The sequence below is a fragment of the Levilactobacillus lindianensis genome, assembly GCF_003946095.1.
GTDB lineage: Bacteria > Bacillota > Bacilli > Lactobacillales > Lactobacillaceae > Levilactobacillus > Levilactobacillus lindianensis.
Map to the genome: position 1 here is coordinate 1 of NZ_RHOD01000031.1, position 20,628 is coordinate 20,628.

21 protein-coding genes are annotated in these 20,628 nt (G+C 49.5%); 9 read left to right on the forward strand and 12 right to left on the reverse strand.

Features of this window, described 5'->3' with window-relative positions; translation table 11 throughout:
- Positions 1-170: 170 nt before the first annotated feature.
- Genes EKM70_RS09905 through EKM70_RS09915 form a run of 3 tightly spaced genes read right to left on the reverse strand, consistent with a single transcriptional unit; the run spans position 171 to position 2,027 of the window.
- The gene (locus EKM70_RS09905; RefSeq protein ID WP_125547475.1) at positions 171-956 is read right to left on the reverse strand and encodes a hypothetical protein; all 786 of its coding nucleotides are present in this window, start codon (positions 954-956) and stop codon (positions 171-173) included.
- Positions 949-1,659 (reverse strand): ATP-binding cassette domain-containing protein, encoded by a 711-nt coding sequence (locus tag EKM70_RS09910; RefSeq protein ID WP_125547476.1) that lies wholly within the window; start codon positions 1,657-1,659, stop codon positions 949-951. Before EKM70_RS09910 ends, EKM70_RS09905 begins: the two co-directional genes overlap by 8 nt.
- Positions 1,656-2,027, reverse strand: a complete 372-nt coding sequence (locus EKM70_RS09915; protein ID WP_125547478.1) for a GntR family transcriptional regulator — start codon at positions 2,025-2,027, stop codon at positions 1,656-1,658. The genes EKM70_RS09910 and EKM70_RS09915 overlap by 4 nt, the downstream gene beginning before the upstream one ends.
- A 137-nt stretch (positions 2,028-2,164) precedes the next feature.
- Between EKM70_RS09915 and EKM70_RS09920 the strand changes: the two genes are divergently transcribed.
- The gene (locus tag EKM70_RS09920; RefSeq protein ID WP_125547480.1) at positions 2,165-2,881 is read left to right on the forward strand and encodes a sulfite exporter TauE/SafE family protein; all 717 of its coding nucleotides are present in this window, start codon (positions 2,165-2,167) and stop codon (positions 2,879-2,881) included.
- 100 nt (positions 2,882-2,981) lie between these two features.
- Here EKM70_RS09920 and EKM70_RS09925 read toward each other — a convergent pair whose 3' ends face one another.
- Positions 2,982-3,650 carry a hypothetical protein gene (locus EKM70_RS09925; RefSeq protein ID WP_125547482.1) on the reverse strand — a complete coding sequence of 223 codons (669 nt, stop codon included), beginning with the start codon at positions 3,648-3,650 and terminating at the stop codon, positions 2,982-2,984.
- Between the two features lie 141 nt (positions 3,651-3,791).
- Positions 3,792-4,274 (reverse strand): glutathione peroxidase, encoded by a 483-nt coding sequence (locus EKM70_RS09930; protein WP_125547484.1) that lies wholly within the window; start codon positions 4,272-4,274, stop codon positions 3,792-3,794.
- A gap of 295 nt (positions 4,275-4,569) precedes the next feature.
- On the opposite strand from EKM70_RS09930, the gene EKM70_RS09935 reads away from it, so the two are divergent.
- Positions 4,570-6,969 (forward strand): KxYKxGKxW signal peptide domain-containing protein, encoded by a 2,400-nt coding sequence (locus tag EKM70_RS09935; protein ID WP_125547486.1) that lies wholly within the window; start codon positions 4,570-4,572, stop codon positions 6,967-6,969.
- A 75-nt stretch (positions 6,970-7,044) separates the two neighbouring features.
- On the opposite strand, the gene EKM70_RS09940 is transcribed toward EKM70_RS09935, so the two are convergent.
- Positions 7,045-7,251: a hypothetical protein gene (locus EKM70_RS09940; RefSeq protein WP_125547488.1), complete on the reverse strand. Its 207-nt coding sequence runs from the start codon at positions 7,249-7,251 to the stop codon at positions 7,045-7,047.
- A 26-nt stretch (positions 7,252-7,277) separates the two neighbouring features.
- Complete coding sequence (locus tag EKM70_RS09945) at positions 7,278-8,735, reverse strand: MDR family MFS transporter (RefSeq protein ID WP_125547490.1); 1,458 nt, start codon at positions 8,733-8,735, stop codon at positions 7,278-7,280.
- Positions 8,736-8,836: 101 nt separating this feature from the next.
- On the opposite strand from EKM70_RS09945, the gene EKM70_RS09950 reads away from it, so the two are divergent.
- Positions 8,837-9,292, forward strand: coding sequence for a MarR family winged helix-turn-helix transcriptional regulator (locus tag EKM70_RS09950; protein ID WP_164506373.1), 456 nt, complete (start codon positions 8,837-8,839; stop codon positions 9,290-9,292).
- Between the two features lie 31 nt (positions 9,293-9,323).
- Here the strand turns inward: EKM70_RS09950 and EKM70_RS09955 are convergent, their stop codons facing one another.
- A complete protein-coding gene (locus tag EKM70_RS09955) occupies positions 9,324-10,781 on the reverse strand; it encodes an NCS2 family permease (RefSeq protein ID WP_125547494.1) in 1,458 nt (485 codons plus the stop codon).
- A gap of 501 nt (positions 10,782-11,282) precedes the next feature.
- On the opposite strand from EKM70_RS09955, the gene EKM70_RS09960 reads away from it, so the two are divergent.
- Genes EKM70_RS09960 through EKM70_RS09985 form a run of 6 tightly spaced genes read left to right on the forward strand, consistent with a single transcriptional unit; the run spans position 11,283 to position 16,776 of the window.
- Positions 11,283-12,365 carry an ABC transporter substrate-binding protein gene (locus EKM70_RS09960; protein ID WP_057877661.1) on the forward strand — a complete coding sequence of 361 codons (1,083 nt, stop codon included), beginning with the start codon at positions 11,283-11,285 and terminating at the stop codon, positions 12,363-12,365.
- A 5-nt stretch (positions 12,366-12,370) separates the two neighbouring features.
- Positions 12,371-13,195 carry an ABC transporter permease gene (locus tag EKM70_RS09965; RefSeq protein ID WP_057877662.1) on the forward strand — a complete coding sequence of 275 codons (825 nt, stop codon included), beginning with the start codon at positions 12,371-12,373 and terminating at the stop codon, positions 13,193-13,195.
- Entirely contained in the window at positions 13,195-14,010 is an 816-nt protein-coding gene (locus EKM70_RS09970; protein WP_125547496.1) for an ABC transporter permease, read from the forward strand. Before EKM70_RS09965 ends, EKM70_RS09970 begins: the two co-directional genes overlap by 1 nt.
- Positions 14,010-15,047: an ABC transporter ATP-binding protein gene (locus EKM70_RS09975; protein WP_125547498.1), complete on the forward strand. Its 1,038-nt coding sequence runs from the start codon at positions 14,010-14,012 to the stop codon at positions 15,045-15,047. Before EKM70_RS09970 ends, EKM70_RS09975 begins: the two co-directional genes overlap by 1 nt.
- Entirely contained in the window at positions 15,037-15,909 is an 873-nt protein-coding gene (hisJ, locus tag EKM70_RS09980) for a histidinol-phosphatase HisJ (RefSeq protein WP_125547500.1), read from the forward strand. Before EKM70_RS09975 ends, hisJ begins: the two co-directional genes overlap by 11 nt.
- 15 nt (positions 15,910-15,924) lie before the next feature.
- Positions 15,925-16,776: a metallophosphoesterase gene (locus EKM70_RS09985; protein ID WP_125547502.1), complete on the forward strand. Its 852-nt coding sequence runs from the start codon at positions 15,925-15,927 to the stop codon at positions 16,774-16,776.
- Positions 16,777-16,926: 150 nt separating this feature from the next.
- On the opposite strand, the gene EKM70_RS09990 is transcribed toward EKM70_RS09985, so the two are convergent.
- The 4 genes from EKM70_RS09990 to EKM70_RS10005 all read right to left on the reverse strand — a co-directional run.
- Positions 16,927-17,199 (reverse strand): type II toxin-antitoxin system RelE family toxin, encoded by a 273-nt coding sequence (locus EKM70_RS09990; RefSeq protein ID WP_125547504.1) that lies wholly within the window; start codon positions 17,197-17,199, stop codon positions 16,927-16,929.
- Complete coding sequence (relB, locus tag EKM70_RS09995; RefSeq protein WP_125547506.1) at positions 17,196-17,429, reverse strand: type II toxin-antitoxin system RelB family antitoxin; 234 nt, start codon at positions 17,427-17,429, stop codon at positions 17,196-17,198. Before relB ends, EKM70_RS09990 begins: the two co-directional genes overlap by 4 nt.
- Before the next feature lie 252 nt (positions 17,430-17,681).
- A complete protein-coding gene (locus EKM70_RS10000) occupies positions 17,682-19,859 on the reverse strand; it encodes a MucBP domain-containing protein (RefSeq protein WP_164506374.1) in 2,178 nt (725 codons plus the stop codon).
- A gap of 488 nt (positions 19,860-20,347) precedes the next feature.
- Positions 20,348-20,628 (reverse strand): transposase (locus tag EKM70_RS10005; protein WP_225416428.1); only part of this gene is annotated, 281 nt, incomplete at its 5' end.

Below are 20,628 nucleotides of genomic sequence, written 5' to 3' on the forward strand. Positions count from 1 at the left end.
AGCAACTTTGTTAAAGAGTTAAATAATCGTCCACGCAAGGTCTTAGGCTGGAAAACTCCATCTGAAGTGTTCTATGGGAAAACGTTGCACTTGATTTGACAATTCGTCGTCTAAATTTGTCAGAAAATAAAACGGGAGTTGACCAAGCGGCCAGCTCCCGTTTTTTTAATTTAATTTGGTACCGTTTCGACCCACTTCTTTAGCAGGAAGACACTGGCAGCCGATTCGATGACAATCACCAAAACCATGCCAGCGATGGGCAACCAGAGGTTCATCAGGCCACCGCCAATTGAAAACGAACTCGTGACCTTCGAGAACAAGACAATCAGGAAGGCTGCGACCCGTACAACGAGGAAGATAACCACGATGTAGAGCACGAAGTTCACCAGCCGCTTGCTAGCACTTGGCAGGAAGTTCGAGGTCGCACTGACCACCAGGTGAACGAAGGTAATCGTCGTCCACATCAGGATAAGCACAACCAACAGGAGTAAGGCAATAATCATGGCCACCTTGGCAATGTCCCAAGGACTGTTGGATCCCAGGTCTACCGGATGAGCACTGAAGACACTGCCGACGTCCTTCCGGAGCACATTCCAGCCAATGCCGATGCCGGCCAGATGCAGGAGAACTTCAACCCCTACTATGTAAAAGAACATCACGAATGATGACAGTAGGTTTCCTAGATACAAACGGGTCTCCTCCACTGGAATCAGCCGAAAGGTATCTTGCGTGTAAGCTTGTTCCGAACGCCGGGCAATCAGGTAAAACCCGACGACGTAGGTCACGCCCGCCCAACTGCTGACGGCCTGAAGTAAGCTGGTAGTGGATAGTGTCCCCGTGATCAGAATCCACACCAGACTTACCGCAATGGCAATCAATTGAATTAAAAGTAGTAAATTTGCCTCACGGAATTTGCTCCGTGTCAGGACTTTGAAAATCCGCCCAAAGCTAGTCATAGTCGTTCCCCTTTTCGTATAAACTCTCGTAGTAGGCTTCAATCCCCACGTCATACTTCTCCCGAATCGTGTCCGTTGCCTCATGGGTAAAGATCGTTTGATCCTTAACGATCACGATCTCATCCAGAATGGCCGCCACCTCTGAGACGTAGTGGTCACTGATAACCATGATGGCATCGTCTGGCTTCCACTGGAGAATACTGTTGATAATCCGCTTACGACTCATACTGTCGATCCCACTGAAGGGTTCGTCCAACAAGTAAAGGTCCGTGCGCCGTGAGAGGGTCAACGCGATGATCAGCTTCTCCTTCATCCCCTTGGAAAGGCTCGTCAGTTTCAGTGAGCCGTCAATTTGTAGGAAAGTTGCCATATCCTGATAGCGCTGAAGATCGAAGTCCCCATAGACGTCGTGATAGAAATTCACGACCTGGTCAACCCGCGTCTCACGGGCAAATCCCCGCAATTGTTCCGTGAAACTCACGTGCTGCTTGCGATCGCCAACGATTGTGGCACCATTAATAGCAATTGTACCTTTCCCCTTGGCACTCCCGGTAATGAGCCGCATCAGGGTCGTCTTACCGGCTCCATTTTCCCCTAACAAACCGATGATCTTGCCTGGTGTGATGGTTAGATCAACATCGTGAAGAATCGTCTTCATGCCATGTCGGTACTGCACGCCCTGTAAAGTTAATCCTGCAGTCATTCCGCGTTCCCCCTCTGTGTCATATAGTGCTTGAGACTGTTTAGAATCTCTTCGTCACTCAAATTCAAGGCATGAAGCTGTTGATAAGCTCGCGCCACCTGTTCCGTGATCAATTGGGTTTTTAAATCTGTAATCTTGGTTTCATCCATCGTCACAAAATTCCCCTTACCTCGTTTAGAGTCAATTATCCCCGCAGCAATCATCTCGCTCAACGCTCGTTGAACCGTATTAACGTTGGCCGTCACATCCAAAGCAAGCTGTCGAACTGAGGGTAGCTTCTCGCCCGGCTGTAACGTCCCCGTGATGATCTCGTGATAAATGTGGGCCTTGATCTGATAATAGATTGGAATCTTATCGTCGAAATGCATGTTGTCCCACCTCACTAGTGTTCTATTTATCTATTACACTGTAACTATAACATTACCCCGATCCAGTGGCAACCCCCGTTGACTTCTTTTTTTAAATCCGGCACACTTAACTTAACTCGAACGAAGGAGACCTTTTGATGACCTGGTTACTGATTCTTGCTTTTGGCCTCTTAGCTGGCCTGGTTCAGGGCCTGACCGGCTTTGGATCCGCGATTATTATGATGATTGTGCTCCCCACGGTGATGCCAATCGCCCAGGGAGCCGGCGTGGCGACTTTGATCATGGCGGCCAGTGTGGTCACCTTGACCATTCGTTATTGCCATGACATTCACTTACGACGCGTCATCCTACCCTTCATAGTCTATGCGGCCATGGCCACTTGGTCCGTTCATCTGGGCCAACACCTCGACCTCCAACTCCTTCGCCACTTATTAGGGATGTTATTGGTCGCGTTAGCCCTCTACTTCACCCTGGCACCCAAGGCCGGGAGCCACCCCTATCCCCTGATCGTAGCGTTAGGATTCATGCTCATATCCGGCTTTTTCAACGGCCTCTTTGGTATCGGTGGCCCACTGATGGCCCTGTACTTCTTAACCCTCTCGTCAACGACCGAAGAATACGTGGCGACGGTCCAGACCTTCTTTCTGATTGATATTTTTTACATCACAACCCTACGCATTAGTCAGGGCATTCTCACCGTCAGCAACGTTCCGGCTATCTTGATCGGCATGGTTGGCGCGCTCGTCGGCACGGTGATTGCCGCACACCTGCTCAACCGCCTAAATATGGCCGCTGTGAAACGACTGATTTACCTATTCATTGGATTGAGTGGACTGTACTATCTCTTCTTATAAACGAAGCTAGTTGCCTGATGACACACGTTTCGGCAGGCGACCTGATACGAAAAAAAGTTTGAAACAAATTGAGTTAGCTCTCAATTTGTTTCAAACTTTTTTAGCTCAACCAGCTGTCCATCCAAAACTTTTTGGCTTGGATGACTCCGCCAACGGTCACCGCCAATTGTTGGATCGCCCGGAGGTCGGAACTGGCCGCTAAACGATCAGCGAAGGTTGCCTCCAAGCCGGGCAGATCATGGTCACTGATAACCCAACGCAATGCATCCTGCTGAGCCAAGATCAGCCAGAGGTCGACCAAGCCTGGATTGTCCCGTCGTTCTCGAATCGTCGCAACCAACTCATCGCGTACCCGTTGCCGGCTGGCCGGTTGCGGCACCGCGATCACGTGCGGCTTCAGGTTATTTTGAAAGACCTGCGGCGTGACGTCTCTTTGTTTCTTGAGTTGTGCCATGACGCCCTCATATAGCGCATTGGCAATCGTCCAACTGGTCACAAATTTCAGCGATTCTTCTGGTGTTTTGGCTTCGGGTAAGTCCGCCTGCAACCGATCACACAGCGGTTTTAAGAATTCGGGTTGGGTCGTTAGGACAGTCGGATCTCCCAACGCCAATCGACCGCCCGCAATCTGTAACCCGCCCCGTTGAAGCAGATCAAGGACTGCGCCAAAGACAAAATAAGCCTGCGTTGTGAAGCGCGTCCGCAGTACCGGCTTCTGCCCAATATGTTCGGTAACTAATAAGTAAGCTTCCGCTGTGGTTAATGCCATCCGATCGTCTCCCGTTCAAATGTTAATTGTGAGTCAGTATACCACTGGCGACTGAATCGTAACAGGTGCGTCAGTGGGACTCAAAAAGCGATTGACCGTGGATTAATCATGGCCAATCGCTTCATAAAACGCGATCATTTTTTAGTCTTCTGCGACATTACCCAATGCGGCAATAATCGTTGGTTCCAGACTTTCTGGTGGTGTTCCTGGCGCGAAACGACCCAAGACCTCACCGTCACGACCCACAAGGAACTTGGTAAAGTTCCATTCAATCGGACCGTGGCCGGCTTGAGACTTCAGGAATGTGTAAAGACCATCTTCTCCTTCACCGTTGACCTGAACGTGCTTGGTCATCGGAAAAGTCACGCCAAAGTGCATCTGGCAGAAGTTGTGAGTCGCTTCGTCAGAATCAAGCTCTTGGTTGAACTGGTTGGAAGGCAGACCCAGGACTTCAAATCCCTTGTCTTTGTATTGCTTGTAAAGGGCTTCAAGGCCGGTTAATTGTGGCGTGAACCCACATTTACTGGCGGTGTTCACAATCAGAACAACCTTCCCTTTGTAATCGTTAAAATCAATGGGCTGGTTACTCATTTCGGTTTCTGTGAAATCGTAAACTGTCGTCATTTTCTCCCATCCTTTCGGTAATTTCGCTGATATTCAGCGGTGGGGGGATGCTAAATCGGTTAACAACTGACACTATCATACAACAGTTGTCGAAATTCCGCCTTGAATCTGCTTGCTCGAAAGATTACAGCACGGCTAGTGATCACAACATTAAGTTTGTATAATCAACCAATATATATTTAAATGATTTTGTGTTACTATCAATAGTATAGTAAATGCAACTATCGATTGGCGATCATACTAGGACTAGGATACTAGGTTCCGCCCAATCGACAGTCTGACGGGGGCAACTCACATGTTTAGACATGGCAACAAGTTCCACCAACCAACACCTAAAACACACTACAAACTTTACAAGGCTGGTAAACTCTGGCTGACGGCAGCGATTACCACAATCGCCATTACAGGTGGAGCTATCGTCACTGCACAAGCCGCGACGACTGCGACTGATGACTCAACGGCACTGACCACAGAAGCCGCCAATGACCTACAATCTGATAAATCAACCACAATGGGGACACCCCAAAGTGATGACCCACAAACTGAGAGTAACTCTGACACCACACCGTCAGAGCCCACAACTGGTAAAGATGGTCTGCCTGACGATGGCTCATCGTCGCAGGACAAGCCGGCAGATGACTCAGCAGAAGATATTCATTCAGATGATGTGACCCAGGAAGACAAAGGGGCTGACCAACCTGAATCAACAGAAACCAAGTCTGAGAGTAAGGAAAATCCCGTTTCAAACGACTCAAAAATCGATACAGATAAGATTGTGACCCCGCTGCGCCGAGCACGTGAAGCTACCGCACCCACGCCAACCGCGGTTTCCCTGACCAATCTGCCCCAATTATCTAACTTCTACGTTGATATCACGAACGGTATGGTCACGACCTACAACGCCGATGCGCCAATCTTACTGATGCCCTACTTTTTCGGTGGCTCAAAAGGAATGGCAGTCGATAATCCCCTCTATGGTTTTTACGTGGTGATGCCGGACTCTACCACAGCCACGCTGACTGATTTTAAAAAAGGAGCCGCACAATACGTCACAACCATCAAAAAGTACGCCAATATCCAATCACTCGATGTCTTTCAGTTGAGAAACACGCGGGATGGCAGACAGGTTTTTTACTTCCGTCCCAATGACGGGGCAAAAGTCACTTACGCGGACTCGACCGCAAAGTACAAAGACCAACCCAAAATGATTTTACCCATTAGGACAACTTCAGACCGAGCCTACACCAGCGTTTCTGCTAATGCCGGTAGTCTCGCCGAAGTGTCCAAAACGGGGGTCCTCTTTGCCGGCATTGGTGATTTAACCAAGCCCCTTTCCGGTGGTTACGTATCCGTTCCCGTCTCTTCACTGGGCGATAACATTGGCGCGCCCGATGCAAATATTGAAGGCATCGCCTTAACCTCCGGTGGGATCAGCATGAAACGAGTCGTAAACTACGTGGAATCTAACATCACTGATAACTATACGGTTTATGATGCCTCAAACGGCAATCAATTGCTGACCTCAACTCCGGTTCCCGTGATTGGTCACTCTGGAACTTCTTATAAGGTCACCCTTGCCGATCTCGGCTTGAGCACGACCGACTACTGGGAGCCTTCCCTCAAGTTAGCGGATGGCACTCCCGTGGGCAACGTCACTCGAACGGCCTCACAAATTGAATACAGAGCACCGGTTGCTGGATCCACACTAACTGCACCTGGCGGTCAAGCCTATACGGTTTATGTCAGTCGTATTCAAACCACTTTAACACCTAAAAATAGCACTTTGGTGGCTGGTCCCAAGGCCAAGTGGGATCTCATGACTAACTTAGAAACTGCGATCGGTCCCGATGGTACGCCCCTGCAAGCCAGTGACCTCACTGTTAATGGCAAGGTCGACACCACGCAGCCAGGACCATATTCGGTCACCTTCAGCTACCTAGATGCTCAGAACAACAAAACGACTAGTGACCCAGCCACCATTATCGTGACTGCCAGTCCACTAGCCATTCACGCGGCCACTGCCGGTGTCACTTTGCCTGCCGGAGCCACTTGGACGGCTGGAACTGGCATCACTGGCTTAACGGGTAGTGATGGTCAACCCGTTTCAGTGACGGATGCCCTTAGTCGTCAGGCGTTAACGGCCACAATTCAGGATGCCGATGGCCAACCTGTGACGACGATCGATCCTGCCAAAGCGGGAATCTACACCGTCAACTATACGTATACTGATGATCTTGGAAATACGGTAACTGCAACGGTTCCGGTGACCGTTTCCGCCCCAACAACGACCGATCCCGGAGATGGTACCGGAACCACGATGCCTGGTAATGGAACCGGGACGACAAAACCAACTGATCCCAATCACGGTACCGATCCGACAGAACCCACGATACCACCAACTATTCCGACCGATCCGCAACCTGGCAAAACGCCACAACCTACGGGCAAGCCAACGACTGGTCAAAGACCAGGCTTGGTGAGTCAAAAACCGACTTACTATTCGACTACTCAGCCTAGCACGCCACGTCGTTTAGCATCTGGTTACGCGAAAACCTCGTCATCCACCAATGATTCGACAACAACGAGTACTTCAACGACTCTTCCACAAACTAACGATCAGTCAACTTGGTGGACGGCACTGGGAGCACTCCTCTTATCAATCACGAGTGCTCTTGGATTCCGACGCCGTTGGTGATTTAAATCTGATTAATGAAAACAAGTGACCCCCTAAGTAGAGACGCTGATGTCTTTGCTTAGGAGGCCACTTGTTTTATTTTTTGTGTAAACGATCGACTTTCTTTTGATAATCCGCCCTTAACGTCGCCAAAGACGCCTCGTCCACGAAGAAGGTCACCTGCCCCGTCTCAAGATCGACGTCGGCGTTTACCGTGACCAAGTTACCAAGAAACATATTAGAGGCCTTACGGCGAAGTCGGAGTGGCGCATTGTAGGCCACCGTTCGATATTTTTCATGCATGGCTAGTCCTCCCCAGGATAGTCGTCTTATTTGAAATGACCGGTCAGGCCACGCACCCCTGGCGTGGTCTTTCTTTCTGATGTCTCAGGTGTTGCATAGTGCTCGGTTGCAATGGGTTCAGCGTAACTCTTATGTAGCTGAAGTCCCAAGATGACGCAGATTCCCACCAGCAGCGTCGATGACAGATAACTGAACTTGATTCCCACCAGTTGACTGTTCATTGACCAATGAAATTGGCCACTGGCCGTGATGCTGATAATCGCCACCAGCAACGCCGTCCCGAAGGATGCCGCCACCTGACGTAGCGTGTTGTACACGGCAACCCCATCCGGAATCATCGCTGTCGGCAACATGGACCAGGCATGTGTCTGAATCGGGATTAGAACCAACACAAGTCCTAATTGCCGAATTGTCTGGCCCAGAATCACAAACCCAATTGAGGCCCCGGGTCCAGTCGAGCTCAGCAACAGCGACCCCGTCATGTCGATACACAGCCCGCTAATCACCATCCGCCGGAAGTTATACCGGTCATAGAACCGGCCGCTTAGCGGTGAAATGATGGCCGTTAACACGGAACCTGGCAGTAGCGTCAAGCCAGAAATCACCGCACTGCGATGGAAGACATTCTGGACGAGGACCGGGATGATGACGGCGTTCCCATACATCGTCACCATCAGTAACATGTTGATAATCAGTGGCAGATTGAACTGCCGGTAACGAAAGACGTGGAGATTCAGCAGTGGATAATCACGGGTCCACTGACACTTAACGAACCAGGCCAACAACACCGCGCCCACGACCAAGGGGACAATCCCCTTCAAGGACAGAAATGCTGTCTCACCAACGTTTGAGAAGCTATAGAGTGCCAGGGCCAACCCTAGACCAGATAAGACCAGTCCTTTACGATCCAAGGGCTGCCGATGCTGCTCACCAACGTCCTTTAGAAAACGCCAAGCGAGCAACGCATCCAGCAACATCAGCGGTAGCGTTAAGCCAAACAGGTAACGCCAACTCGACTTCACCAGAATCATACCAGAGACGGTCGGCCCTAGAACCGGTGCTAAGTTTAATGCCAGACCCACGACCCCCATGGCCGCCCCGCGTTCAGTAGGCTTGGTGGACGTCATGACAACCACGTTAACCAGAGGGATCACGATACCGGCACCCAGTGCTTGAATCATCCGTCCAACAATCAGAACGGGATAGACGGTGGCGATGGCACCAATCAGGGAACCCACGATGAAGATCAGACCCGCCGTTAGGTACAACTGACGTGTCGTAAACCGCTTGATCAGGTACGCCGTGGTGGGAATCATCAGCGCGTTAATCAATAGGTACCCATTATTAAGCCACTGTCCCTGAGCGGTGGTGATGTGAAACGCCCGCATGATGCCGGGTAAGGCCGTTGACATCAACGTCTGGTTTAAGACGCTGAGGAAAGCCCCCACCATGATGAGGGCAAAGGAGAAACGATTTTTATTCATGACAGGCAAACGACCCTCAATATGTATTTTAGTTGACAAAAGCAACTGTAATTAGCATAATGGCGATAGTTGCTTTTGTCAACAATAGAAGGAGCATTCCCATGAATAGTCAAGACATCCATCAAATTAGAGCATTCGATCGTTTCTACACCCAAACCCTGCACCTCACCGATAAATATCACCTGCAAACCACGCTGACCTTAGTCGAAGCCCGCCTCTTACTGGAGATCGGCGAAAATGGTCGTAATACCGCCATCCAGTTAGTTCAAGAACTTCGACTGGACAAAGGTTACCTCAGCCGACTCATCACGCGGCTGGAAGCTAATGGCCTCCTGCAACGAACCCCCGACGAACGGGACAAACGCGCTAAAGTCCTTTCACTAACCGCCGCCGGTCGTGACCAATTGGCCCTCATCAATCGGCGAGCCGACGACCAGATTCGACGGCTCTTCGTCGATTTGACAACGGAAGAAACTCAGCGGGTCATCGCCGCTATGCAGGTCATTGAAGACCACGTGGCCGTTGACCCCCAACTCAAAACACCCAACCAGCCCTAACGACTGGTTGGGTGTTTTTTGTCAGAAAGTTTTAAACGAATGCCAGTACGGCGAAATTAATCACGAACAGCGCGGAAACAATCCAAATTAACGGATGGACCTCGCGACCCTTACCGGCAACCGTCTTGACGATGCAGTAGAAGATAAAACCAGCGGCAATCCCGTAGGTAATGTTATAGGCGAAAGCCATGATAAAGGAAGTCATGAACGCAGGAATGGCTTCTTCCAGGTCATGCCATGGGATTTGACTGAAGGAGCTCATCATCATAATCCCAACCAGAATCAGGGAAGGTGCAATCGCCGCCGTAGGAATAATCGACAATAGTGGTGAAGCCAAGGCACTCAGTGCGAAGAGTACAGCAACCACCACACTGGTTAATCCGGTTCGGCCACCGGCCCCAATCCCGGCGGAACTTTCCACGTAGGTCGTCAGGTTAGAGGTTCCGAAGATGGACCCCACTCCAGTTGCGATGGAATCGGCGAACAGGGCCTTATCCAATTTGGATTTGAATCCTGGTTCCTGCTCTAAAGCCAATTCCTTTTCACCAGCAAAGATCCCGGTTTGCCGTCCAGTCCCAATGAAGGTTCCCAGCGAATCAAAGGTGTCAGAGAGACTGAATGACAGGATCGTCATCAACACCAAGATAATCCGGTTATGTTCGGCGAAAAGTGACCCCATCCCTTGCGCGGAGAAGGCCGCCAGAAAGGTCGTTCCTAACTGATGAACCGAGGAGCCGATTGAGTAATCACTAACCAAATGTAGGTTGGTCACACCCATAGGAATCCCAATAAGCGTCGTGACCAAGATCCCAATCAACAAGGCGCCCGGAATCTTTCGAACCTTCAGGATAACCGTGACGACCAGACCAATCAACGCTAACACCAACGCTGGTGAGTTGAACACCTCCAGTGCTGGTGTAATTCCCCCACCAGTCACAACGGTTCCAATCCCGTGTTTAAAGGTTTCCTGCGCTGCGTTGAAGGCCTTGCCATTCACCGACAGAATGTTGCCCGCACTACTCGTAAATTGCAGGAAGTTGGCATTTTTCAACCCCACGTAAGCGATGAAGGCTCCAATCCCCCCACTAATGGCGAGTTGGAGGTTCATTGGAATGGCGGAAATTAACATTTTACGAATCTTGGTTGCCGTAATGATGATATTAATAATGCCACAGAAGAAAACCAGGGCCAGCGCTTCTTGCCAACTGAAACCCAGTCCCAAGACTACGGTATACGTGAAAAAGGCGTTCAACCCCATCCCTGGAGCCAAAGCATACGGCACGTTAGCGAAGAGTCCCATGACCAACGTCCCAGCGACGGAAGCAATGATGGTAGCCAGAAAGACGGCCTGTTGGGGCATCCCGGTCTGCCCTAAGATTTGCGGGTTGACGAAAAGAATATATGACATGGCGAAGAAGGTCGTAATTCCGGCACCCACTTCGGTACCTACGGTGGTTCCTGATTCCTTTAGCTTGAAAAATCGATCCACGGTTAAGTCCCCCTATTCAAAATACGAACATTACAACTGGAATAATAATTAATCGTTAACTGTTTCAACACGACTATAACAGATAGCCATTCAGAATGAAAGAACTAAGGAAATAGACGAACTTCAAAATACAATAGTGTTATATGTAAGAAACTAATTTCAGGTCAATGATAATCACAATGGGCAGTCAGCTTGACCCTTGTGCGGAGGTTCGTTAATTAACTGAGTGATGACTCTTTATCAACTTTCTAATGGCAAATTGACCTTTAATTGAAAAATCAGTCGTCAGATAATCAACGGCTGAAATTACTTTTATTGATCTTCACGCACACCAATCGATTGAATTATCGGCTCAATCCTAGTCGGTGCCTGCTTTCATCGAAACGGTTACATAATTAAATAAATCCAATCTTTACACGATCTATATACCTTTTTTGCGAGCGATTTACATGAGTCCGCTAATATACACCTCGTAACTAAAACAGAAGGAGTGTTGATTTGATGTTTAACAAACGTAATTTGGTGGTAGCGGCTGCGGCCCTCACAATGGTCTCAACTCTAGCAGGATGCTCAACCAAGAAGGCTGAAGGAACTTCCGACGACTGGAAGACTATTGAAAAGCAAGCCAAGAAGGAAGGCAAGGTTGCTTCCGTAGGGATGCCTGACACCTGGGCCAACTGGATTGGCAGCTGGCAAGACATTAAGTCCAAGTACGGCATCTCCCATACTGATACGGACATGTCTAGTGCGCAAGAACTCCAAAAGTTCAAGACCGCCAAGGGTGACGACGCACCTGACATTGGTGACGTTGGTCTGAACGTTGCGCCAACCGCCGTTCAACAGAACCTGCTGGCTTCTTACAAGACCAAGTACTGGAACGAGATTCCAAGCTGGGCTAAGGATAAGAAGGGTTACTACTCTGCTGGTTACTCTGGTTCCATGGTCTTCATTACCGACACCAAGAACGTTAAAGCGGCTGACGCACCTAAGTCATGGGCTGACCTGGCAAAGGGGAACTACAAGATTTCTCTGGGTGACGTTGCCATTGCTGCGCAACCACAATACGCCGTTCTGAACGCGGCCTACGTTAATGGTGGGAGCGAAGACAACCTGGAACCCGGTCTGAAGTACTTTGCAAAATTACAAAAGCAAAAACGAATCTCCACGGTTGACCCATCCGTTCAAAACTTGCAAAAGGGTGAAATTCAAGTATCTATCATGTGGGACTTCAACGCCCTCAACTACGCTCACCAAGTTGATTCCAAGCGTTTCAAGGTGACGGTTCCAACCGACGGAACGGTAACCAGTGGTTACGCCGAAATCATCAACAAGAACGCCGCTCACCCGAACGCCGCTAAGTTGGCTCGTGACTTCATCCTCTCTGACCAAGGGCAAATCAACTTGGCAAAGGGTTACGCACGGCCAATCCGTAGCAGCGTTAAATTACCAGCAGATGTGAAGAAGAAGTTACTGCCACAAAGCGATTACAAGAAAGTCTTCCACGTGAAGAGCAACGACGTTTGGAACAAGGCAACCGTTAAGTTAGGCCAACAATGGCAAAATGAAGTTCTTGGAGCTAAGTAACCGCCATGAAAACGCGACTGAAAGTATTTTTTCCACTTGGCTTGCTAGTCGTCTTAGTCCTCTTGTTGCCAATTACGGTTATGATTATCGCGAGTTTTCAGTCGGCCGATGGTAGCTTCAGTCTCGAAAATTACCATCAAGTTGTCTCGACGCGATACTATACCGAGGCCATCCGTAACAGTCTAGCGATTTCGCTGGTTGCCTCGGTTATCTCGCTAATCATCGCGATTATTGGTGCCTGGGCCCTGACTCGTCTGGCGCCGAAAACCAAAAATATCCTGATCTCTCTGTTCAACATGTCCTCTAGCTTTGCTGGGGTTCCCCTGGCTTTCTCGTTAATTATCTTATTCGGGAACGCCGGAATCTGGCAAGCACTGATGACGGCATTACACCTTCCCCGTACGTTTGAGATTTATTCTCTGAGCGGAACGACTCTGGCCTACACCTTCTTCGAAGTTCCCCTGGGTATCATGTTTCTCTTCCCAGTCTTTGAAGAATTGAATCCAGAATGGAAGGAAATCTCTTCCGTCTTGGGTGCCAAGCCCATGTTCTTCTTTAAGAAAGTTATCTTCCCGGTCGTGTTGCCCAACATCGTCGAAGTCTTTACCTTACTCTTCGCCAATGCCATGGGAACTTACGAAACGACCTTCGCCTTAACTGGAAATAGTTTGGTGACGATTCCCACGCTAATCGGAACCCTGATTGATGGTGGGCTGACCGCCAACGTCCCACTGGCCTGTACCTTTGCCACACTGTTTGCCTTGGTCATGACGGCCATCGTTTGGCTAGGAAACCGGGTCACACGTAGCAAACGGGAGGTGAAAGCCTAATGAGTCCAAAAGCTAGCACCCGCGTTGCTCGCGGGATCATTACCTTTCTCTTTATTTACCTGGCAACACCCATCGTCGTGACTATGATTTATTCCTTCTCGACGTCCTGGGTGAAAACCATCCTACCGAACGGCCTGACCTTAAAATGGTACAGCCAGTTGGTCGCGAGTCCTGAATTCATGGCCGTTCTCTTACGGTCCTTCAGTCTCGGGCTATTGACCACACTGATTGCCATGGCTTGTTTCCTGCCGGTCGTGTTCTACGCCAACGTCTACAATCCCAAAGTGAAGTCGCACCTGCGTTTCATTACAGTGCTCCCCTTCACCATCCCTGGGATTATCCTGGTCACGGGTCTGATTCAGTTATACGCGGAGCTCCCAATTCCTAAGATTATCATCTTGGTGCTGGCAATCTCGTTACTAAGTCTGCCCCTCACCTACCAGGCACTAGACAACGCCTTCATCGGCCGCGACTTCCGGGCCATGTTTGAACAAGCCTTAGTCCTAGGCGATTCGCCCTTCAAGGCCTTCGTCAAGGTCATCATTCCCAACATTCGTGCCGGTGTCCTGGTCGCCATGCTTTTGACCTTCACCAGCGCTTTCGGCGAATACGTCTTGACGAACCTCCTCTTAGGGGGAAACTTCGAAACTCTCAAGATCTACATGTACCGGTTGATGCGTAGCAACGGTCAAGCCAGCAGCGTGCTGACAACCATCTACTTCATCTTCCTCGCGTTCATCTCGCTGATCTTGATTCTCATCATGCAACATTACTCGGCACCACACAAATCCACCAAGGAGGGCGCAAAGAAATAATGCAGTCAGACTTCTTACAGATTCAAGGCTTAGGGATTACCCTTTCCGGCAACAACATCATCAAGGACATGTCCTTCAAGGTGCGCCGGAACACCCTGACAACCTTTCTCGGCCCTAGTGGGAGCGGGAAGACCACCGTCTTACGAGCAATTGCCGGACTCAACACTGAAGTTAGTGGCAAGATTTTACTGGATGGCGAAGAGATTCAAAGCCGTTCCGCTAACCAACGAAACATCGGCATGGTCTTCCAGTCCTACGCCCTCTTTCCCAACATGTCTATCTTTGACAACGTGGCCTACGGGTTACGCGTTCAGAAGAAGAGTAACGACGTCATCAACAAGGAAGTCATGGCAATGCTACAGACAGTCAGCCTGACCAACAAGAAAGACGCCTACCCAGATCAACTCTCTGGGGGTCAAAAACAACGGGTAGCCATTGCGCGAGCCATGGTGCTCAAGCCCAAACTCCTGTTGCTTGATGAACCACTGAGTGCCCTGGATGCCAAGATCCGTGTAAGCTTGCGAGAACAGATTCGCGAGTATCAACAAAAGCTTGGCATCACCATGCTCTTCGTCACCCATGATCAAGGCGAAGCGATGGCGATTTCTGATGACATCGTGGTCATGAACGAAGGTAAGGTGCAACAACAAGGCTCACCAATGGCCATCTACGCTCAACCAGAGAACGTCTTCATGGCGCAGTTCATCGGGAATCACAACCTCCTGACGGGCACGCAGCTTGCCCAAATGGGACTGACCTCAGCCGGTGGTCAAGCGCTGGTCGCTGACACCCACTACGTCGTTCGTCCAGAACTCTTCTCGCCAGAAGCCACGCCGGAAGCCACGGCGATTGCTGGTCAGATGACAACTTGTAGCATGCTAGGTGACCGGGTACAGTATCACTTCATGAGTGAGGCCAAATTACCCCTCAAGGTTGAGTTGTTGAATCACTCGGAACCGCTGAAGATTGGCGTTCCGATTACGCTCTACCTCGATCCTGCCGCCGTTCATCCAGTAGGTCCCGCCAATGCTGAGTAAGACGAGCCTTGGTGCCATTGACCGCCACACTTGGAGTGGCCATAACCACACGGAGTTTTGCCCTCACGGTTCCGGTGAGGACGTCGAAGCATTCATCCGCCAGGCCATCCTGAGTGGGTTTAAAACCTACTCCATCACAGAACACTTTCCTCTGCCACCGGCCTTCTACGACCGGCCAGCGGGTTCACGGCACGCCATCTACACCGCCTCATTTGGCCTGATCGAACTGCCAGCCTATCTGGAAAAAATGGCCCGCCTCAAATACAAGTACCGCGACCAAATTCGTATTCTCGTCGGGTTCGAGGTCGACTTTTTCCCAGAATACGCAGACTGGACGGCCGCTCAACTAGCCCACTACGGTGACCAGATTGACGACGCCCTTCTCTCTGTACACTTCTTACCAACAAAGACGGGCTTACGAGCCATCGATGACACGGCAGCCGACTTCAAGGACGGCGTCGTCGCGGCTTATGGCTCACCCCTGACGGTGGCTAACGCCTACCTGGAGCGCGTCCAAGCAGCCATCGACTGGGAAACACCCAACAAACCCGCACGTTACGGGCACATCATGTTGTACCGCAAGTGGCGCAACACCTTCCCGGCGATTACCGCCTGGGAAGATGCCACTACCCGGACACTACTGACCCACATCCTAGATACGGTCGCCGATCGCGGTGACCTCCTAGACTGCAACATGGCGGGGCTCTTCCGCCCAACGCAAACGGAATTCACGCCCACTTTACCGTGGATTCAGGCCGCGCAGCAGCGCCAAATTCCGTTGGTCTTCGGGGCCGACGCCCACAGCGTCGCCGCCGTCGACCAGGGATACAACACGTATCTTGAAAATCACTTCGATGCTTAGAAAGGAGTCCGCATTATGCGTCTCGAAACTACTGGCCAAAAGGCCTTTAAGATTTGTCAGTTAACGGACATTCATTTGAGCGACACACCTTTAAATGAAGCCAGTCAGAAATCCTTAACGGCCATTGACACGATGCTTCAAGCCAACGACTTCGACCTCATCATGATTACCGGGGACCTTCTCTGGGGCAAGCAGGCCTCGAAGCCAGCGGAAACGTTGGGTGCTCTGTATGACGTCTTGAACCGTTATCCAGTTCCAGTAGCCATCACGTATGGAAACCACGACGCCGAAGGAACTCTCGACAGAGCGGGCTTACGGCAGTTAGAAACCGGCTTGGCTCATTCAGCTGACAAGCACCATGCGGCCGTCGTTGCCGATCGCGAAAGCTATACGTTAGAGGTGACGCGAGATGGTGAACTTGCCCACGTCCTGTACGTCTGGGACAGCGGTGACTATTCTCACTGGCCCGCCGACGAACAGTACGCGGCCATTGAGCCAGAACAAATTGAGTGGTTTACCCGCTTGCCGTACGCCCGAACCCAGGCACAAACTGATCTTGGGTTCCTACACATTCCCTTACCGGAATACACGCAAGCTGGCCAAGCCATTCTCACCGGTGAACAAGGCGAGGCTGTCTGTTCACCCGTCACCAACTCTGGGCTGTTCTACACCCTGTTGAAGTCCCAAAACGTCAAGGCCCTCTTTGCCGGCCATGACCACGACAACAACTTCACAGCCAACTACCGCGGGATTGGCCTGAACTACGGTAACCCAACCGGCTACAACAGCTACGGGACACTCCCTCGCGGTGCCCGTGTTATTTCCCTGTTGCCCGACAGTTACGAAACAGAAATCCTTAACTTCTAGGTCACTCCTAGCCGCCACACCTTCATTACTGTGGGTGCGGCGGCTTTTCTTATGCACCCAGCTGTTTCAGTTATATCAACCTGATTAATCTTTCCTACTAAAAATGAGCGCCAGACCGTCTATATCAGGTCTAGAGCTCATCCCTATTTTCTAAAGTCTATCTAAATAAATATCACGACGACCCACGGTTAACACTAAAACCAGTAACTGGTCATCCTGAATTTGACAAATCACCCTAAAGTTACCAATTCGGTATCGCCAAAGTCCCCTCAAATTTGCCGACAACGCTTTTCCTTTACTGCGTGGATCCACTAATCCATCAACATTAGCATACAGCCAATTAACCAGTAATTGGGCCTGATGCCGATCCATCTTTTTCAATTGTCTCTGGGCATCCTGACTGAAACGTAAGTGAAAGCTCATCGGTCAGAACCGCCAAATTCTTCCAGGATCTGATCCATTGACAAGCTCTTCTGTCCGCTTTCTTGATACCGCTTATAGGCAACCTTAGCTACCAATTGGTCGTATTCATCTTCCAACTCTGTCATCGAATAATCTTTAACCAATTCTGATAAAGAAACCCCATAAAAATCGGCCATATAGGTCAACCATTCTTTTTCCGCATCGCTAACTCGAATCGAAATCATTGCCATTGGTATTGCCCCCCTCACTGTATTACATTGTATGACATTTTGGATTCTTCATCAATCATTTTGCTTTTTTCTACCCATCGATATGACAAAGGTTAAACGACAAAACTTCCAACAGCTAACAATAATAACTGGAAAGTTCCACAGCTACTTCAGAAATGACTATCCGATCAGAATCGCAATAACAGTTACTTTCAAAAAAAGCAGCACGCCGCCAAGAAATTGGCGGACGTGCTGTTGAATCATATGTCTTGTTTAGTTGTGACGCTTGTTCCGGAATCCGGCTAACCCTAAGGTGGCCACTAAGACCGCCATCCCTGCAGCAATCCAGCTTGTAGAAGAAGACTCGTTAGTTTGTGGCAAAGTGGTCTTGGTCGTTTGTTGTGCAGCTGCCGCGTTCTTGTGGCTAGCTAACATTGTGGCATGGCCAGCCTGAGCTTTCGCAGCTTGACCACCCTTGTTGGCGACAGTGTTAACCACCTTATCGCCGTCACCACCGTTAACGATCTCACCATGTCCGGTTTCAGGCTTTGCGGCTGGTTCTTCAATCGTCGCGCCATCCCCGCCCTGAGCCAATGAACTGTAGGTGAAGGTGACCGTTGATCCAGCCGTGGTGTAAGTTCCGGTGACGGAACTTGGACTCGTCAATTGGTAGCCATCTAGTTCTGGTGCGGTGACCGTGTAGCTGTCCCCGACCGTCCCAGTTTCAACGTGTTGACTGATAACATTCCCATTTTCATCAACGTTGACCACCGTGACCGTCCCAGTAGTGACACCTGGGGTTGGGTCAACTGGCGTAACGGGATCGACGGGATCCTCACCATTGACGATGTTGAAGGTCAGGTAACCGAAGTAGCAATTATCACTCGTGTTGTAGTTAGCATTTTCCAAGAAGAGGGTGTAGGACCCGTCTGGAACATCGCCAACAGCCGTCATGGTAAAGCCTAATGGATTGTCCGCGTCCGCACTGAATTTGAAGAGTGAGGAAGCATCAGTCTGTGTCCACGCCCAGCCATCAACAGCGGCACCCTTCATACCAGGTGTTGGGACCCCAGCAACGACCGTCGCGCCAGAGGAGAAGCGCAGTGGAACAATCGCATCAGTCTGGTCAAGCTTGCCATCGGCACCTTGAATCCCAACCACGACATTCGTCAGAGGATCGAAGCTTTGAACCTTTGGTGTCAGTTTGTAGGTCTTACCAGTAACAGTTTCATAATAAACCGCCACATAACTTAACCCACTGCCAAAGTGGTTTTCCATCCCCCAGAACTTTCCATTGTAGCCGCTGAAGTCGGGCAGAATACCACTCAACTGGTTATCCTGAACATCGAGCTGCGTCAATCCAGCCCAAGTACTTGGGGCAGGCAATTCCCCAGTCAATTGGTTATCAGAAACATGCAAACCAGTTAATTTCGACAGCTTCGTTGCTGGCGTCAAGTCCCCTGTCAGCTGGTTCCCCATCAGATGCAATCCATTCAAATCTTGGTAGGCTTCAATGCCATCCAAAGTTCCAGTGAGACCGGCATGACTAACCACTAACTCTTGTAACTTAAGATTCTGTTTCAAGTACGTGTTTAAGAAGGTTGCCAGACTCATGTTGAGATTCATGGCATGACCTGAGCTATCAAGCTGATAATCAACCAAGTTGGGGGCAAAGCTCATATCGATTAAGCCATTGTCAGGTAAGGCATTGTCCCAGTGAAAAGACTTCATGTTGGTAAAGTACTGTAGTCCTGTGAGATCTTGAATCTTACCGTAACCGGCCGAATCAGTACTCAGATACGCGAAGTTAATACCATCTGAAACGTACTGATAGAGATTAGCAGGCGTCACAAAAGCATAAGCATTGTGATTAACATTCGCTTCAAATTGTTTAACCGCATAAATTACCCAGTTCTGAGTCGCTTTGTCTGGCATCCATTCATCAGCGCTTTGCCCCACAATAGATGGGGCTTCCTTTACCAAGTTTGCTCGACTCATCCGTGACTTCTGTAAAGTCTGTGCTGACTGTTCGTCTTGGTTCGTTTCACCTGGTGTCTTAACGTCAGAAATAACATTCTCTTTTCCAGATTGAACGTCGTCTTGAACGGGTTCTTTATCCTGCTGAACTTTATCTTCAGGATCAAGTTCATCGGACTCAGGGGCTTCGGGCTTCTGATTCTGATCAGCGTCACTCAACTTATCCGACTGAACGTCATTCTTTTCAACTTCTGGTTTAACTTCTTCCTTAACTTCAGATTGTGCACCGGCATCATCCTTAGCGACCTCAGTTGTTGCAGGATCAGTTGCAGGTGCAACTGCCGCCTGTGCCGTCGTAATCCCAGTCAGACCCAAGCCCAACGCAATAACAGTAATGCTAGCGTAAACCCAGCGCTTGCCTGCCTTGTAACTCTTGTAGTGTTCCTTGGCTTGTCCCATCATTGGTGTTCTCATGATTGCTTCCTCCTTGTGAAGTAAACCTGCCCTAGTCATTCGGTTATGTATTCGGTTTCAAATATATCTAAATAAAAAACAAATATCGTTGTTGCTTCCTCACACATTTTTCAAAGTGAGTAATTTCTCTTACAAACCTATTATATATGAATTGGAAAGCTTTTCAAGGGCTAATCGTCAATTGCGTTGACTAATTCAAAGTTGAACGTTTTACTTGAAAGAATCCTTTTATTTCAGGCTTTCTTCCATCATCCTGTGAACGCACTTCTAGCCCACTTTGTCCATATTTGTCAGGTTGGGTAAGGACACCTTAAAAACGTTTGTCCACTAGTTATGACACTTTACTTTCTATTTTAGGATATCCATTTTACCTTTTAGCCGGGCATAAGTGAGATCTAATTCTGCCAATAAACTAAAAGAACGTATGACAAAAGAGCGGCAACTATGGCTGTTGAGAGCGCAAAAAGAGGCTGTGACATAACTGACCTCTATAGAACAAGAATAAGGCACGAAACCGAATTTTGGTTTCGTGCCTTATTTCTATGCTCTTGATTCTTAATCCATTTTTCTCTAGTAGAGACTAACTTGAGGATGTTCAATGCCAGAACGAGGATTCCAGTTTCTTTTTTGACCTTTTCTAGGCCGCGTACCGAATAGCGATGGAAATGCAAATAAGCCTTCGTCTTGCCAAAAATTGGCTCTACATCAATCTTTCGACGCCCATAGATAGCCTTGTTTTCTGGTTTTAAAAGCTGTGTGCGTTCCTTAG

Bases quoted from the DNA above. Each gene is read 5' to 3' on its own strand.
- EKM70_RS09905 (WP_125547475.1), bottom strand. From the start codon at position 956: ATGACTAGCTTTGGGCGGATTTTCAAAGTCCTGACACGGAGCAAATTC.
- EKM70_RS09910 (WP_125547476.1), bottom strand. From the start codon at position 1,659: ATGACTGCAGGATTAACTTTACAGGGCGTGCAGTACCGACATGGCATG.
- EKM70_RS09915 (WP_125547478.1), bottom strand. From the start codon at position 2,027: ATGCATTTCGACGATAAGATTCCAATCTATTATCAGATCAAGGCCCAC.
- EKM70_RS09920 (WP_125547480.1), top strand. From the start codon at position 2,165: ATGACCTGGTTACTGATTCTTGCTTTTGGCCTCTTAGCTGGCCTGGTT.
- EKM70_RS09925 (WP_125547482.1), bottom strand. From the start codon at position 3,650: ATGGCATTAACCACAGCGGAAGCTTACTTATTAGTTACCGAACATATT.
- EKM70_RS09930 (WP_125547484.1), bottom strand. From the start codon at position 4,274: ATGACGACAGTTTACGATTTCACAGAAACCGAAATGAGTAACCAGCCC.
- EKM70_RS09935 (WP_125547486.1), top strand. From the start codon at position 4,570: ATGTTTAGACATGGCAACAAGTTCCACCAACCAACACCTAAAACACAC.
- EKM70_RS09940 (WP_125547488.1), bottom strand. From the start codon at position 7,251: ATGCATGAAAAATATCGAACGGTGGCCTACAATGCGCCACTCCGACTT.
- EKM70_RS09945 (WP_125547490.1), bottom strand. From the start codon at position 8,735: ATGAATAAAAATCGTTTCTCCTTTGCCCTCATCATGGTGGGGGCTTTC.
- EKM70_RS09950 (WP_164506373.1), top strand. From the start codon at position 8,837: ATGAATAGTCAAGACATCCATCAAATTAGAGCATTCGATCGTTTCTAC.
- EKM70_RS09960 (WP_057877661.1), top strand. From the start codon at position 11,283: ATGTTTAACAAACGTAATTTGGTGGTAGCGGCTGCGGCCCTCACAATG.
- EKM70_RS09965 (WP_057877662.1), top strand. From the start codon at position 12,371: ATGAAAACGCGACTGAAAGTATTTTTTCCACTTGGCTTGCTAGTCGTC.
- EKM70_RS09970 (WP_125547496.1), top strand. From the start codon at position 13,195: ATGAGTCCAAAAGCTAGCACCCGCGTTGCTCGCGGGATCATTACCTTT.
- EKM70_RS09975 (WP_125547498.1), top strand. From the start codon at position 14,010: ATGCAGTCAGACTTCTTACAGATTCAAGGCTTAGGGATTACCCTTTCC.
- hisJ (WP_125547500.1), top strand. From the start codon at position 15,037: ATGCTGAGTAAGACGAGCCTTGGTGCCATTGACCGCCACACTTGGAGT.
- EKM70_RS09985 (WP_125547502.1), top strand. From the start codon at position 15,925: ATGCGTCTCGAAACTACTGGCCAAAAGGCCTTTAAGATTTGTCAGTTA.
- EKM70_RS09990 (WP_125547504.1), bottom strand. From the start codon at position 17,199: ATGAGCTTTCACTTACGTTTCAGTCAGGATGCCCAGAGACAATTGAAA.
- relB (WP_125547506.1), bottom strand. From the start codon at position 17,429: ATGGCAATGATTTCGATTCGAGTTAGCGATGCGGAAAAAGAATGGTTG.
- EKM70_RS10000 (WP_164506374.1), bottom strand. From the start codon at position 19,859: ATGAGAACACCAATGATGGGACAAGCCAAGGAACACTACAAGAGTTAC.